1 protein-coding gene (running past both ends of the window) is annotated in these 17,958 nt (G+C 67.7%); it reads right to left on the reverse strand.

Every position in this 17,958-nt window falls within one protein-coding gene, locus C6Y44_RS20575, for a non-ribosomal peptide synthase/polyketide synthase (RefSeq protein WP_192378520.1), read on the reverse strand. The gene is 43,197 nt long; 12,636 of those nucleotides lie to the left of the window and 12,603 to its right, leaving coding positions 12,604-30,561 in view — codons 4,202 (complete) to 10,187 (complete); reading right to left, the first codon wholly in view occupies window positions 17,956-17,958. The start codon and the stop codon both lie outside this window.

Below are 17,958 nucleotides of genomic sequence, written 5' to 3' on the forward strand. Positions count from 1 at the left end.
GGACGTGCGTGCCAGGAGTACCGAGAGCACCGAGTGGACCACCATGAACGGGGTGACGCCGTGCTCGGTGGCGAGTCGTTCGAGTGCCTCCTGCTGTTCTTGCGACCAGCCGAAGCGGTATTCGGCGCCGCGCGTCGAGGCGACGGCCGGCCTGGGGCGGTCGGTCGGCAGGGCAGAGACCTCCGGCAGGTCCGCCAGTGTCGTGCGCCAATACTCGGCCTGGGCAGTCGCGACCGAGGACGGATCGCTTTCGGAGCCGAGCACGCGCCGTTGCCAGATCGCGTAGTCCGCGTACTGAACCTCGAGCGGCTGCCACGCTGGGATCTCCCCGGCCGACCGGGCCGCATACGCCACCATCACATCGCGAGACAGCGGTCCCATCGAGAAACCGTCCGCCGCGATGTGGTGCACCACCACGACCAGCACATGCTCGGTCTCCGACACCTGAAGCAATTCGATCCGCAGCGGCGGCGCCACCGTCACATCGAACCCGGTGCTGACCGACGCTACGACCCGCTCGAACACCTCCGCTTCGGAAACGCGCACCACATCGAGTCCCACACCCACGTCCTCGGCACCGAGGACCACCTGGCGCCCCGCACCGTCGATCTCCGGATACACCGTCCGCAGGATCTCGTGCCGCTCGACCAGGTCCGCCACCGCAGCCCGCAACGCCTCGACGTCGAGAGCACCCGACAACCGGATCACGGCCGGGATGTTGTTCACTGCCGACTCCGGATCGAACCGGTTCAGGAACCACATCCGCTGCTGCGCCAACGACAACGGCACCACATCCGGTCGCTCCTGCGCGACCAGCGGAACAGCAGTACCGGTACCGGCCGCCTCTTCGAGGCGCGCCGCGAGCGCCGCAACGGTCGGCGCGTCGAACAGCATGCGCAGTGGCACACGCGAATCCAGTGTCTGTCCCAGGCGTGCAACCACACGGGTCGCGACCAAGGAATTACCACCGAGAGCGAAGAAGTCGTCGTCGAGACCGACCTGTTCGACACCGAGCACTTCGGCGAACACCGACGCAACGGCCTGCTCGACATCGGTGACCGGAGTCCGGAACTCACGTGCCTCGAGCACCGGTTCGGGCAGCGCCCGACGATCGAGCTTGCCGGAGGCGTTGAGCGGCAGTGCGTCGAGCACCATCATCACGTCCGGCACCATGTACGCGGGCAGACGATCGGACGCGGACCGGCGCAGTTCGTCCGTATCCAGGTTTTCCTGCGAAGCGGTCAGGTACGCGACCAGACGATCGTGCGTCACCACGACAGCAGCCGACGACACACGCGGATCGTCCCGCAGTACCGCCTCGATCTCACCGAGTTCGATGCGCAGACCGCGCAGCTTGACCTGGAAGTCGCTGCGTCCGATGTACTCGAGCATGCCGGATGCATTCCAGCGCACGACGTCTCCCGTGCGATACAGGCGCGCGCCCTCGGTGAAGGGATTCGCGACGAACCGTTCCGCTGTCAGATCCGGACGCTGGACGTAGCCCCGAGCGATCTGGACACCGGACAGATACAGCTCTCCCGGGACCCCCGGAGGAACCATCCTCAGCCGGTTATCGAGCACGTAGACCTGAGAATTCTGCACCGGTGCACCGATCGGAACGATCGTCTCGTCACCGGAGAGTTCGATCTCGGTGGCGTGGACGGTGAATTCCGTCGGTCCGTACAGGTTGTGGACGGCCGCACCAGGAAGCGCCGAGCGCAAGCGGGTGACCGTCCGGGCGGGAAGTGCCTCGCCGGCGACGAGCACCGCACGCAGCGAAGCGCACGATCCTTCAGAAAGCTCGGCCACGAACACATCGAGCATCGACGGCACGAACGACACCATCGACACCGCGTGTTCGTCGATGACCGATGCAAGATATGCGGGGTCGCGGTGTCCGTCGGGAGCAGCAATGACTAGTTGCGCTCCCCTGCTCGGAGGGCCGAACAACTCCCACACCGACACGTCGAACGTGAACGGTGTCTTGAGCAGGACGACGTCCTCGGCACCGATGTCGAAACGCTCGCTGATCCAGTCGATCTGGTTGAGCATCGATTCGTGGGTGACGGCGACGCCCTTCGGACGTCCGGTCGAGCCCGACGTGAAGATCACGTACGCGGTGTTCCGAGCCCGGAGAGGGGCACGACGTTCCCTGTCACCGATCGGCAGATCGCTCAACTGCGAGACGTCGAGTTCGTCGAGGCACACCACGGGTGCGGAGTCCGGCAGTGCGTTCGCGTCCCGGCGAGTGGTGAGCACGAGGATCGGGTCCGCGACGTCTAGCAGGTACGCGATGCGGTCGGCCGGGTGCTCCGGATCGATCGGGACATATGCGCCACCGGCTCGGAGGATCGCGTACATCCCCACGAGCACGTCCACCGAGCGCGGTACGGCGAGGCCGACCAACGTGTCGGGTCCGACACCGCGAGCAATCAGCTCACGGGCGAGTCGGTTGATCCGCGCATCGAACTCGCGGTACGTGAGCGCTCCCTCGTGGCACATGAGGGCCGTGGCATCGGGTGTGTGCAGGACCTGACGGTCGAACAGGTCGAGTACCGTCTCGCCGTCGATGCTTCGATCTTCTGTCGCGTGTGTGAGCAGTCGGGACTTCTCTTCCGAGGAGAGGAGTTCGATGTCTCCGACCACCACGGATTCGTCGCCGGCTGCCGCCAGCACGCGCCGGAATCGCTCGGCGATCGATTCGACGGTCGCTGCATCGAATAGATCCGTGGCATAGCCGAATTCGACGAGCCATCCACCTTCGGGCTGCTCGACGACGGTCACCTGCAGATCGAACTTGGCGAGTTGCGCGTCGGCTTCGAGTGCGGACAGTGACAGTCCGGGCAGTTCGAAGCTCGTCTGCTCGAAGTTCTGGAAGACGAGCATCACCTGGAACAGCGGATTGCGCGCGGCCGAGCGCGCGGGGTCGAGCACCTCGACGAGCCGCTCGAACGGTGCTTCCGCGTGACCGAAGGCGCCCAGGTCGACGTCGCGCACGCGATCGAGCAGTTCGGCGAAGGACTCACCACTGTCGACCCGTGTGCGCAGCACCAAGGTGTTCACGAACATGCCGATCAGGTCGTCGAGGGCGCGTTCACCGCGACCCGCCACCGGCGTGCCGATCGCGATGTCGTCGGTGCCCGACAGTCGTGCGAGCAGGACGGCCAGTGCACCGTGCACCACCATGAACGGGGTGAGGCCACGATCCTGGGCGAGTTCGTCGATACCCGCACGCACCGAACCTTCGATCGTCAGCGTGTGCCGGCCACCGCGGTACGAAGCGACCGGCGGGCGCGGGCGATCGAACGGCAGCGGTAGTTCGTCGGGCAGTCCCGCCAGCGTGTCCGTCCAGTACGACAACTGCTGCGAAATCAGGGACTTCGGATCGTCTTCGGATCCGAGTACTCGGCGTTGCCAGATCGCGTAGTCCGCGTACTGCACCTCGAGGGGCTCCCATGCCGGGAACTCATCGTTCGAGCGCGCCGCATAGGCGAGCATGACGTCCCGCGCCAACGGCCCCATCGAAAAACCGTCCGCCGCAATATGGTGCACCACCACGACCAACACATGCTCGATCTCGGAAACCTGCAGCAACTCGATCCGCAGCGGCGGTGCCACCGTCACATCGAACCCCGTACTCACAGACGCGACGACGCGGTCGTACACCTCGCCCTCGGAGACCTTCACGACCTCCAACTCGACACCGGCTTCTCCGACACCGAGCACGACCTGGTGACCGACACCGTCGGCCTCCGGATACACGGTCCGCAGGATCTCGTGCCGCTCGATCAGGTCCGCTACCGCAGCCCGCAACACATCGACATCGAGTGCGCCCGACAACCGGATCACAGCAGGAATGTTGTTCACCGCGGAGTCGGGTTCCAACCGGTTCAGGAACCACATCCGCTGCTGAGCGAGCGAGAGCGGAATCTGATCGGGACGTTCTTGCGCCACCAGCGGAACCACAGCATCGGCACCGGCCCGCGCTTCGAGGTTCGCAGCGAGAGTTTCAACGGTCGGCGCATCGAACAACGAACGCAAGGGGACCCGCGCGTCGAGAGCCGCTCCGAGACGGGACACGACCTGGGTCGCCACGAGGGAGTTGCCTCCGAGGGCGAAGAAGTCGTCGTCCAGGCCGACCTGCTCGACACCGAGTACATCTGCGAACACCGATGCGACAGCACATTGGGTTTCCGTGACCGGAGCACGGAACTTCCGCTCCTCGAGCTCCGGAGCCGGTAGCGCCTTCCGATCCAGCTTTCCGGACGCATTGAGAGGCAACGAATCCAGCACGACGAACTGTGTCGGCACCATGTATGACGGCAATAGTTCGCCGAGCACTCCGCGAAGGTGCGCGGGATCGATGTCCCCTGCGGGAGCGATGTAACCGACCAGCTGATCCGACCGCACGTCGACCGCCGCGGCCGCAACATGGTCCAGGCTCCGCAGCACCGCTTCGATCTCACCGATCTCGATGCGCTGACCACGGAGCTTGACCTGCAGGTCGTTTCGGCCGATGTATTCGAGTTCGCCGTCGCGATTCCATTGCGCGAGGTCGCCGGTGCGGTACAGCCTCTCGCCGCGATCGTCGAAGGGGTCGGCCACGAAACGCTCGGCTGTGAGCCCCGAACGTCCCGCATATCCTCGTGCGACCTGCGTGCCCGACAGATACAGCTCACCCGTCACGCCTACGGGGACGGGACGCAGACGCGCATCCAGCACACGAGCGTGGGTGTTCCATACGGGTCTACCGATGGGCACGATGCCGGCATCATCGCCGCAGTTTTCACGGTGCGTCGCCTGGATCGTCACCTCGGTCGGACCGTACAGATTGTGCACGTCCGCGCCGAAGGTGGACCGTGCGCGTTCGGCAGTGGCCGACGACAGCGCTTCACCACCCGCGAACACGGCTCGCAATGCCGGTGTCGGGTCGGTCGTCTCGTCGAGCACGGCATCGAGCACGGTCGGCACGAACTGCGCGATAGTGATATCGAAGTCCACGAGTGCTGCTGCGAGATAGGCGGGGTCGCGGTGTCCGTCGGGCGACGCGACCACCAACCGGGCTCCGCATGTCGAAGGCAGCAGAAGTTCCCACACCGACGCGTCGAATGTCGCAGGTGTCTTGAGCAGCACCGAATCCGAGGGACCGATGCCGAACCGATCCTGCATCCAGGCGAGCTGGTTGACCACGGACGCGTGTGTCACCGCGACGCCCTTGGGCCGGCCCGTGGAGCCCGAGGTGAACAGCACGTACGCCGTGTTCTGTGCCCGCAGCGGCGCACGACGTTCACTGTCCGAAACCGGTCCGGAGGCATATTCGGCGAGGTCGAGTGTGTCGACCGCCGTGACCGGGCGTCCGGCGAGTACCTCGATGCCGGACGACCCCAGGACCATCGAGACGGCGGCAGTGTCGAGGACGTATCGGATCCGCTCATCCGGCTGTTCGGGATCGACCGGCACGTAGGCACCGCCGGCCGCGAGGACAGCACAGACGCTCAGCACCAAATCGAGCGAACGATCCATCGCCACCGCGACCCGCACCTCAGGACCCACACCGAGTGAGATCAAATGTCGGGCAAGGCGACCGATCCGTTCTTCGAACTTCCGGTAGGTCCACGTCGTGGAGCCGTCCGATACCGCTGCAGCGTCCGGAGACTGAACGACCTGGGCTGCGATCAGATCGGGAACGGTCACCTCATCCACCGACGTCGGGGATCCGTGACCGAGGACCAGCACACGTTCGAGCTCGTCTGCACCGAACATGTCGATATCACCGACGGCAGGGGTCGGGTCGAGTACGACGGCCGACAACATCCGTTCGAGGCACCCGGCGAGGGTGACGATCGTGGAGTGGTCGAACAGGTCGGTCGCATACGTGATCTCGGCATCGAGACCGGAGCGGTCCGCCTGTGGCGACAGCGTCACCTGCAGATCGAACTTCGCCCATTGGGCGTCGGCGTCGGCGTCGACCGCAGACAACGACAGACCCGGCAACTCGAAACTCGTCGGCTCGAAGTTCTGCAGGGTGAGCATTACCTGGAACAACGGATTCCACGCTGTCGACCGCACCGGATCGAGGACTTCGACGAGACGCTCGAACGGCACATCCGCGTGACCGAATGCGCCGAGGTCGACCTCGCGCACCCGGCCGAGCAGATCCACGAACGACTCGGACGTGTCGACCTGCGTGCGCAACACCAACGTGTTGACGAACATGCCGATCAGATCGTCGAGGGCACGCTCACCACGACCCGCCACCGGCGTGCCGATCGCGATGTCGTCGCTGCCCGACCACCGCGCCAGCACCACTGCCAACGCCCCGTGCACCACCATGAACGGGGTGAGGCCGCGTTCGCGTGCCACCTCGTCGATGCCCGCTCGGACCGCGTCGCTCAACTCGAACCGATGCGTGGCGCCCCGGTAGGACGTGACTGCAGGCCGCGGACGATCGGTCGGGAGATCCAACACGTCCGGTGCATCGGTGAGCGCCTCGGTCCAGAACGACAACTGGCGCGAGATCAACGAGTCGGGATCGTCCTCGGATCCGAGTACCCGACGTTGCCACAGTGCGTAGTCCGCGTACTGCACTTCGAGCGGCGTCCAGGCCGGTATCTCACCCGCGGCGCGTGCGGCATAGGCGAGCATGACGTCCCGTGCCAACGGGCCCATCGAGAACCCGTCCGCCGCAAGGTGATGCACCACGACAACGAGCACGTGCTCGGTCTCGGACAACCGGAGAAGTTCGAGCCGGAGGGGCGGTGCTGCCGTCACGTCGAAACCGGAACCCATGAAGTTCGCGACCTCGCCGAACAGGTCCGTCTCGGTGGTCTCCACGATGGTCAGGGCAGGGGTCGACCCGTCGACGTCGAGCACGACCTGGTGACCGACACCGTCGATCTCCGGATACACCGTCCGCAGGATCTCGTGCCGCACGATCAGATCCTTGATTGCGGCCTTCAGCGCCTCGACGTCGAGAATGCCACTGAGCCGGATCGCCGCGGGAATGTTGTTCACCGCCGAGTCGGGGTCGAGGCGGTTCAGGAACCACATGCGCTGTTGTGCCAACGACAGTGGCACCACGTCCGGCCGTTCCTGTGCGATCAGAGGAACGGCAATCCCGGCACCGGATTCTTCCTCGAGGCGCGCGGCGAGATCCTCGACGGTCGGCGCATCGAACAGCGCGCGCAACGGCACGCGTACTCCGAGGGCGGCACCGAGGCGGGACACCACCTGCGTAGCCACGAGTGAGTTGCCACCGAGGGCGAAGAAGTCGTCGTCCAGGCCGACCCGCTCAACACCGAGTACCTCGGCGAAGACCGACGCGACAGTCTGTTCGGTATCGGTGCCCGGAGCTCGGAACTCACGCTCTTCGACGGTCGGCTCGGGCAACGCCCGTCGATCCAGCTTGCCGTTCGGCAGCAATGGCAACGCCTCGACCACGACGAACTGCGACGGCACCATGTAACCCGGTAGTGCCTCGCCGAGAGCCGATCGCAGCCCCTGCAGATCCGGCTCCCCGGCCGGTACGACGTAACCGACCAGCTGATCCGACACCACCGCCACCGCACCGGCAGCCACCTCGGACTGCGCCCGCAGCACCGCTTCGATCTCACCGAGCTCGATGCGCTGACCACGCACCTTCACCTGCAGATCGTTACGACCCACATACTCGAGCTCTCCATCGCGCGTCCATCGAACGAGGTCACCCGTGCGATACAACCGCTCCCCCGACCCGCCGAACGGATTCGCCACGAAACGCTCCGCCGACAATCCCGCACGACCGGCATATCCACGCGCCACCTGGACGCCGGACAGATACAGCTCACCGACCACACCGACCGGAACCGAGCGCAAACGCCCGTCCAGCACCAGCGCCGCGGTGTTCCACACCGGACCGCCGATCGGCACGTACACACCGTCCACGGCGTCCGCACTGCGATGCGTCGCCTGCACGGTGACCTCGGTCGGCCCGTACAGATTGTGGACCTCCGCACCGAGCACGGTTCGTACCCGCTCGGCTGTGGAGGCGGCCAGCGCCTCGCCACCGGCGAACACCAGTCGCACCGACGACGGGGAAGCACCGTCGATCTCGTCGAGCACGGCCTCGAGCACGGTCGGCACGAACTGCGCTACCGTGACACCCGACTCGGTCACCATCCGCGCCAGATAATGCGGATCGCGATGCCCGTCGGCGGAGGCGATCACCATTCGACTGCCGGTGACCAAGGGCAGCAACAACTCCCACACCGACGCGTCGAACGTCACGGGAGTCTTCAGCAGCACCGAATCGGATGTGTTCAACTCGAACCGCGACTGCATCCAGCGGAGCTGGTTCACCACAGCTCCGTGCGAGACCGTCACGCCCTTCGGCCTGCCGGTCGAACCCGAGGTGAACAGCACATAGGCAGCGTTGTCGGGACGCAGCACACCGAGACGCTCGTCCGCCGACAGCGGTCGATCGTCGAACTCGGAGGACGCGTCGGTGTCGACGACGATCGTCGTCCGCTCGGTGGCGATGCGGCGGTCCGATCGGCTCAGCACGACCTGCGGATCGGCGACGTCGAGCACGTACGCGATGCGATCGACCGGCTGTTCAGGATCGATCGGAACGTAGGCGCCACCTGCGACGAGCACCGCCACGATGCTCACCACCATGTCGAGGGAGCGGTCCATCGCAACCGCGACACGCACCTCCGGACCCACACCCGACGAGATCAGTCTGCGAGCCAGTCTGCTCACGCGTCGCTCGAACTCCGCCCGATCGAGCGTGTCCTGCTCGTCGGAGACCGCAACAGCGCCGGGCGACATCTGCGCCCGAGCAGCGAGAAGATCCGGAACGGTCTCACCGGTCGAAGGAACTGCGATTCCGCTGCCGTATCCGAGGAGCCGCTCGCGCTCCGCAAGTTCGAGCACATCGACGTCGCCCACAGCGACCCGCGGATCCGTTGCGAGTGTCGACAACAGACGGGTGAAGCGAGTGGCGATCGAAGCGGCCGTCGTCTCGTCGAACAGATCGGCCGCGTAGGTGATCGTGCCGCCGAAACCACCGTCGTCGGGTAGTTCGGAGAGTGTGACCTCGAGGTCGAACCGGGCGGTGTGCACGTCGGTGTCGAGCGCCGACAGGACGAGGTCCGGGAGTTCGAAGCGGGCGGGACCGATGTTCTCGAACGAGAGCATGACCTGGAACAACGGGGTCCGTGCGGCGGACCTGACGGGATCGAGCACCTCGACGAGCCGCTCGAACGGCACGTCCGCGTTGCCGAAGGCGCCCAGGTCGGTGTCGCGCACCTGTGCGAGCAGCTCGGTGAACGGCAGCGACGGGTCGATGTCGTTGCGCAGCACGAGGGTGTTGACGAACATGCCGATGAGGTCGTCGAGTTCGGCCTCCCCGCGACCCGCGACGGGCGTGCCGATGGTGACGTCGCGCGTACCGGCGAGTTTCGCGAGCAGGACGGCGAGCGCGGCGTGCACGACCATGAAGGTCGTCGCGTTGTGTTCGCGTGCGAGGCGTTGCAGCGCACCGACTGTGGTGGCGTCGATCTCGAAGGTGTGGCGCGCCCCGCGGTTGGTGGCGACCGGCGGACGCGGATGGTCGAGCGGCAGTTCGAGCGGCTCGGGCAGGTCCCCGAGTCGTTCGGTCCAGTAGGCCAGTTCGCGTGCGACGAGACTGTCCGGATCGTCTTCGGATCCGAGCAGGTCACGTTGCCACAGGGCGTAATCCGCATATTGGACGGCGAGCGGCGACCACGACGGCGCCTCACCGCGGCGACGCGCGTCGTAGGCGACCATCACGTCACGGGTCAGCGGTCCCATCGAGAAGCCGTCCCCGGCAACGTGGTGCACGACGAAGACGAGCACGTACTCGTCGTCGCCGACCCGGTAGAGGCGGGTGCGGACCGGTACCTCCGAGGTGACGTCGAATCCGGCGTTCACGAATTCCACGACGGTGGGCAGGATGTCGGCCTCGTCGATCGGCACCGGTGTGACGTCCGGGCGCACCCGGGAGACGGGCAGCACGACCTGGTGCCCGACACCGTCGGCTTCCGGGTAGACGGTGCGCAGGATCTCGTGGCGCGCGAACAGATCCGCGACGGCATCCGCGAGGGCCGTCAGGTCCAGCGAGCCGGTGAGGCGGATGGCGACCGGGATGTTGTACGCGGCGGAGTCGGGGTCGAGGCGGTTGAGGAACCACATCCGCTGCTGCGCGAGCGACAGCGGCACCGAGTCGGGTCGCGGCTGCGCCTGCAGTGCCGGGCGGCCACCGGAGCCGGCGTGTTCCTCGGCCCGCACGGCCAGTGCTGCCACGGTGGGTGCCTCGAACAGCACACGCAGCGGGACACGCGCGTCGAGTGCGGTAGCGAGTCGCGCGATGACCTGGGTGGCGATCAGCGAGTTGCCGCCGAGTTCGAAGAAGTCGTCGTCCGCACCGACACGGTCGACGCCGAGCAGGTCCCGGTAGATGCCGGCGACGATCTCCTCGATCGGGGTGGACGGCGCGCGGTACGCGCGGGTCGCGACCTCGGGCGCGGGCAGCGCCTTGCGATCGATTTTGCCGTTCGCGTTGAGCGGCAACGCGTCGAGGATCATGACGACCGACGGCACCATGTAACTCGGAAGGCTCTGCGCGAGTGCGTCCTTCACCGTGTGCGCGTGGAGAGACTCGTCACCGGTGAGGTAAGCGACGATCCGGTCGCCGGTATGCGGGTCACTGTGCACGACCGTCACGGCCTGCGCCACGCCCGACTGTTCCCGCAGGGCGGTGTCGATCTCGCCGAGTTCGATGCGGAAGCCGCGGAGTTTGACCTGGAAGTCGGCGCGGCCGCGGTAGTCGAGGGTGCCGTCCTCGTTCCAGGCGACGACGTCGCCGGTGCGGTAGAGACGCTCGCCGGAGCCGAACGGGTCGGCGACGAACCGGTCGGCGGTGAGGTCGGGGCGTCCGGCGTAGCCGCGTGCGAGCTGGGCACCCGCGAGATACAGCTCGCCCGTCACACCCACCGGCACGGGACGGAGGCGACCGTCGAGGACGTGGACGCGCGTGTTCCATTCCGGGCGGCCGATCGGCACCGAGTCGGTGTCGTCGCCGGTCACCGCGTGCGCTGTCACGGAGACTGCGGCCTCGGTCGGCCCGTACAGGTTGGCCAGGTCGACGTCAGGGTGGAGCGACCGGAATCGCTGCGCGAGCGCGGGGGGCAGCGCCTCACCGATCGCAAGCACGCGCCGCACCGACTGGCTCAGCGCACCGCCCGCCGTGTCGAGCAGTGCCTCGAGCATCGACGGCACGACGTGCAGGGTCGTCACAGCCTTCTGCCGCATGACCGCGTCGAGATAAACCGGGTCGCGATGACCGTCGGGTGCAGCGATGACGAGTCGACCACCGGAGACGAGTGCCGACCAGAATTCCCACACCGACAGGTCGAACGTCGCGGCTGTCTTGAGCAGCGCAGCGTCGTCGGAGGACAGTCCGAAATGCTCCGTCTTCCACAGCAGCTGGTTGACGATCGCCGTGTGCGGGACCGCGACACCCTTGGGCCGCCCGGTGGAACCCGAGGTGAAGATGACGTAGGCGGGGTCCTGTGGGTCGAGCGGAAGGCGACGTTCGGTGTCGCGCACCGGGCTGTCGTCGAGCGCATCGAGTTCGGGTGCGTCGACGTGCACCACGGCGCGACCGCCGGCATCGAAGTCGTCGTCGCGACCGGTCAGCACGCACACGGGGTCGGCGACCGACAGGATGTAGTCGATTCGCTCGCGCGGGTGGTCGGGGTCGAGCGGGACGTACGCGCCGCCGGCCTTCGCGACGGCGTACATGCCGATGAGCAACTCGACGGAGCGACGCATTCCCAGCGCAACGGCCGTTTCGGGGCCTACGCCGAGGCCGATCAGGTGACGGGCGAGGCGGTTGATCCGCTTGTCGAACTCGCGGTAGGTGAGGGTGCCGCCTTCGTGATCGAGCGCGACGGCGTCCGGTCGGGCCGCGACCTGCGCGTCGAACAGCGACACCAGCGTCCCGGTGGGAACGTCGCACCGAGTGTCGTTCCACTCGTGCAGGATTCGCGTGCGCTCGACGGTGTCGAGGATGTCGAGATCCCCGACGGGACGGCCGGGTTCGGCGACGATTCTGTCGAGCAATCGGACGAACCGATCGACGAACACGCGGGCGGTCGACTCGTCGAACAGGGCCGACGCGTAGGTGAGATAGCCGACGATGCCGGTGGGTGTGCCTGCCTCGTCGTAGCGGTCCTGGACGATCCAGTGCAGGTCGAATTGCGAGGTGTCGTGTTCGAGGTCGACGAGGGCGACGTCGAGTCCGGGCAGCGCGAGGGTGCCCTGTTCGAAGTTCTGGAACGAGAAACCGACCTGGAACAGCGGGTGCCGCGCGGTGGAGCGCTGCGGGTTGAGCACCTCGACGAGCCGCTCGAACGGCACGTCTGCGTGCGCGAAGGCGCGCAGGTCGGATTCGCGGACGATAGCGAGCAGGTCGTCGAAGGTGACACTGCCGGACACCCGGGTGCGCAGCACGAGGGTGTTGACGAACATGCCGATCAGGTCGTCGAGTTCGCGCTCGCCACGACCCGCGATGGGCGTGCCGACGGCGATGTCGTCGCTGTCGGACAGTCGCGCGAGCAGCACCGACAGGGCCGCGTGCACGGCCATGAACAGCGTGGCGTGACGGGTCTGCGCGAGGTCGACGAGCGAGGCGTGGAGGTCGGCGTCGATGCGGATCTCGACGCGTCCGCCCTCGTAGGACTGCACGGCGGGTCGCCGGCGGTCGGTCGGCAGCGACAGCTGGTCGGGCAGCCCGGCGAGGGAACCGCGCCAGTAGTCGAGTTGCTGCGACACCAGCGAGTCGGGATCGTCCTCGGACCCGAGCACACGACGCTGCCACAGCGCGTAGTCGGCGTACTGCACCGGCAGCGGCGCCCACTCGGGCTCGGAACCGGTGAGAGCCGAGGTGTAGGCGACGAGCAGGTCGCGCACCATCGGGGCGATCGAGAAGCCGTCGCCGGAGATGTGGTGGACGACCATCGCGAGGACGTAGTCGTCCGCGCCGAGTTCGAAGAGCCCGATCCGCAACGGCACCTCGGTGGTGACGTCGAAACGACCGGTCGCGAACGGAGCAACCGCCGCGAGCAGGGCGTCGTCCCCACCGGTGACGGTGTGCACCTCGATGTCCGGGGCAGCCTCGGCGGCCGGCAGCACGACCTGCACCGGCCCGTCGGGAGTGTCGGGGTAGACAGTCCGCAGCGATTCGTGTCGCTCGACGACGTGGGCGACCGCGATCCGCAGCAGGTCGACGTCGACCGAGCCCGACAGGCGGATGGCCATCGGCAGGTTGTAGGCCGCCGAGTCGGGATCGAAGCGGTTGAGGAACCACATCCGCTGTTGGGCGAGCGACAGCGGCACCTGCTCGGGCCGCTCCCCCGCGACCAGTGCAGGTCGTGCGGCCTGCCCACCGTGCTCGGCCACCGCGGCAGCGAGCGCGTCGACGGTGGGATGTTCGAACAGCGTGCGCAGCGGGATGTCCGCGCCGAGCGCCGCACCGATGCGGGCGATGACACGGGTCGCGATCAGCGAGTTGCCGCCGAGGGCGAAGAAGTCGTCGTCGAGACCGACCCGCTCCACGTCGAGCACCTCGGCGATCGCGGCCGCGACCGCCCGTTCCGTGGCGGTGACCGGAGGACGGAACTCCCGCACCGCGGCGACGGGCTCGGGCAGAGCGCGACGGTCGAGCTTGCCTGATGCGTTGAGCGGCAACGCGTCGAGCACCATGAGCACGTCGGGCACCATGTAGCGCGGCAGCGACCGGCCGACCGCCGTACGCGCCGCCTCGACGTCGACACTTGCGCCCGAGGACGGAACGACGTAGCCGACGAGTTGCTGACCGTGGTCGCCGTCGTGCACGACCATCACGGCCTGCGCGATCTCGGGCAGCGCGGTCAGGGCACTCTCGATCTCACCGAGTTCGATGCGCAGACCGCGGACCTTCACCTGGAAATCGGTGCGGCCCAGGAAGTCCAGCTCCCCACTCGGCAGGATCCGGACGAGATCGCCGGTGCGGTAGAGACGTTCACCGTCGGGTGCGGCGACGAACCGTTCGGCGGTGAGGTCGGGGCGAGCGTGGTAGCCGCGTGCGACTTGCACTCCCCCGAGGTAGAGCTCACCGGGCACCCCGACCGGCGCCGGACGCAGCCGCGCGTCGAGCACCTGCACGGTGGTGTTGCGGATCGGCCGGCCGATCGGGACGCTGCCCGCATACTCGGCCTCGACCCGCAGAACCGTTGTGGTGACGGTGTTTTCGGTGGGTCCGTAGGTGTTGTCGAGCGCCGCTGACGATCGTGCGGCGAAGTCGGCAGCGAGATCGGCCGGCAGGGCTTCGCCACCGACGGACAGGTAGCGCAGCGACTCGGGAAGCTGCAGTGCCGGATCGGCGAGGAACACCGCGAGCATCGACGGGACGAACTCGAGGATGCTCACGCGCTCCTCACGCGACACCCGTGCCAGATAGGCGGGGTCGCGGTGACCACCCGGAACTGCGACGACGAGGCGTGCCCCGACCTGCAGGGGGTAGAACAGCTCCCACACCGACGCGTCGAACGTGATCGGTGTCTTGTGGAGCGCGGCGTCACCGGCGCCGAGGTCGTATCGCTCGCGCATCCACGCGATCTGGTTCGCGACCGAAAGATGGCTCACCGCAACACCCTTCGGACGTCCGGTGGAGCCGGACGTGAAGATGACGTAGGCGGTGTTGTCGGGTCGCAGCGGTGCGACGCGGTCGGCGTCGGTGAGCGGCGCGTCGGAGACGTTCGACGGCGCATCGATCTCCAGCACCGGTGCCGCGGCGGGCAACGAACCCCGATCGACTGCGGTGGTGAGCACGACGACGGGCCGCGCGAGGTCGAGCACGTACTCGGTACGGTCGGCGGGATGTTCGGGGTCGAGCGGAACGTACGCTCCCCCGGCCTGCAGGATCGCGTAGATCGCGACCATCATCTCGATCGACCGGCCGGCGTACACGCCGACGAGGCTCTCGGGGCCCACTCCGACTCCGACGAGGTGCCGCGCGAGACGGTTCACCCGCGACGCGAACTGCGCGTACGTCAGTGTCGTGTCCTCGAAGATCAGTGCCGGCGCGTCCGGGGTGCGGGCGACCTGCTCGCCGAAGCGGGCGAGCAGGGTCTCGTCGACGGCCCCCGCATCGGTCGCATTGATGTCGGCGAGCAGACGGATCTCGTCGTCGCCGCGCAGGTCGATGTCGCCGACCGCGACCTGTGGCGCACTCACCGCGGCGTCGACGAGAGCGACGAGGCGCTGCGCGGCCTGCGCGATGGTGTGTTCGGTGAACAGGTCGGTGGCGTAGGTGATCGAGCCGTCGATGCCGAGGCGTCGGCCGTCGGCGTCGAAGGTCTCCCCGAGGTGGATCTCGAGGTCGAGCTTGGCGCCGGTCGCGCCGGGCTCGACAGTGCTCAACCGCAGCCCGGGCAGGTCGATCTCCGAGCGCGTGAAGTTGTGCACCACGAGCAGGGTCTGGAACAGCGCCGAGTAGGCCGTGGAGCGGACCGGGTCGAACAGTTCGACGAGGCGCTCGACCGGCACGTCAGGGTGCGAGAAGGCTGCGAGGTCGACGTCGCGCACCTGGTCGAGGATCTCGGCGAAGGTGGCGCCGGCGTCGATGCGGGTGCGCAGCACGAGGGTGTTGCCGAACATGCCGACGAGGTCGTCGAGGGCTTCCTCGCCGCGACCGGCGATCTGGGTGCCGATCGGGATGTCGCTGCTCCCCGACCAGCGGGCCAGCAGCACCGCGACGGCCGCGTGGGCGAGCATGAAGAGGGTGATGCCGCGTTCGCGGGTGAACTGTTCGACGCGGTCGGCGAGCTCGGCGTCGAGAGCGATGGGGACGGTCGCGCCCCGCGACGACTGCACGGGCGGACGCGGCCGGTCGGTGGGCAGTTCCACCAGGTCGGGCAGGTCTGCGAGGGTGTCGGTCCAGTACGCGAGCTGGCGGGCGAGCAGCGACTGCGGGTCGTCCTCGCTGCCGAGAAGTTTCTGCTGCCAGAGCGCGTAGTCGGCGTACTGCACGCGCAGCGGCGACCAGCCGGGCTCGGCACCTTCGCGACGCGCGAGATAGGCGGTGACGACGTCGCGCGACAGCGGTGCCTGCGACCCGCCGTCACTGGCGATGTGGTGGGCGACGACGGCGAGGACGTGCTCGTCGTCGGCGAGATGGAACAGCCGGGCACGCACGGGTACGTCGACGGTGAGATCGAAACCGCGCGTGACGACATCGGTGAGGACCGCGGTGATCTCGTCGGCCGCGACGTCCTGCGGTCCGAGATCGGAGGCGGCCTCGCCGGCAGGCACGATCACCTGCGACGGACCGGTGTCGCTGTCGGGGAAGACGGTGCGCAGCGCTTCGTGACGGTCGAGGACGTCGAGCAGCGCGGCCTGCAGCGCAGGCACGTCGAGGTCGCCGCTCAGGCGCAGCACCATCGGGATGTTGAAGGCGGCCGAGCCGGGGTCGAAGCGGTTGAAGAACCACATGCGCTGCTGCTGGAGCGACAGCGGGATGCGGTCGGGTCGGTCGACGGCGACGAGGTCGGGACGACCACCGGAACCGGCAGTGCGTGCGACGGCGGCGGCGAGCGCGGCGACCGTGGGAGCGTCGAACACCGTACGCACGGGCACGGTGGTGTGCAGGGCGGCACCGAGCCGCGCGACCAGCTGCGTCGCGTTGAGCGAGTTGCCGCCGAGCGCGAAGAAGTCGTCGTCGAGGCCCACGCGGTCGACGCCGAGCAGGTCGGCATAGACGGACGCGACTGTCTGCTCCACCGGTGTCTCGGGTGCGCGGAAGGCGCGCGCCTCGAAACCGGGGACGGGCAGTGCCTTCCGGTCGAGCTTGCCGTTGGCGGTGATGGGCAGCGCGTCGAGGACGAGGATCTGCGCGGGCACCATGTACGAGGGCAATTCGTCGGCGAGTCGGTCCCGCAATGCGTGCGGGTCGGCCGTGGCGCCGGTCGTGGGAACGACGTAACCGATGAGGCGTTCGCCGGTACGCGCGTCGGTGTGCAGGACGACGACGGCCTGGGCCACCTCGTCGGCGCGGCTCAGTGCCGCTTCGATCTCGCCGAGTTCGATGCGCAGGCCGCGGACCTGCACCTGCGCGTCGCTGCGGCCGACGAAGTCGAGTTCGCCGGTCGCGGTGCGGCGCACGAGGTCACCGGTGCGGTACATGAGCCCACCGGTGAACGGGTTCGCGACGAACCGCGCGGCCGTCAGTCCCGGCTGCGCGTTGTAGCCGCGCGCGAGCCCGGCACCCGACAGGTACAGCTCGCCGATGACGCCGTCGGGCACGGGATGCAGACGCGTGTCGAGGACGACGGCACCGGCACCTTCGATGGGCGCGCCGATGGTGATGCGGTCGCCCGGGGTGAGTGGCGCGGTCTCGGTGATGATGATGGTGGTCTCGGTGGGACCGTAGCTGTTGACGAAACGGCAGACGGGACCGAACTTCTTGACGAGTTCCGGCGGGCACACGTCGCCGCCGATCACCACGGATTCGAGGTCGGGCAGGTCGTCGGGGGTGACGGTGCCGAGCGCGGCGGGCGCGGTGATGATGTGCGTGATGCGTTCGCGGCGCAGCAGGTCGGTCAGTTCGGTGCCGGCGACGATGTGCGGCGGGACGACCACCACGGTGGCGCCGGCGGAGAACGCCGAGATCTGCTCGAACACCGACGCGTCGAAGCTCGACGACGAGAACCGCAGCATCCGCGAGCCGGTGTCGATCCCGAGTTCGGGCCGATGGTCGGCGGTGAAGGCATTGAGGCCGCCGTGGGTGACGACGACACCCTTCGGCGTGCCGGTCGAGCCGGACGTGTAGATCATGTACGCCGCCGAGTCCGCACGCACCGCGGAAGTCACCGGCGCAGAAGAGTAATCGTCGGCGTCGACGCTCAGCCACGGAAC

Origin of the sequence: Rhodococcus rhodochrous (genome assembly GCF_014854695.1) — a bacterium.
Taxonomy (GTDB): domain Bacteria; phylum Actinomycetota; class Actinomycetes; order Mycobacteriales; family Mycobacteriaceae; genus Rhodococcus.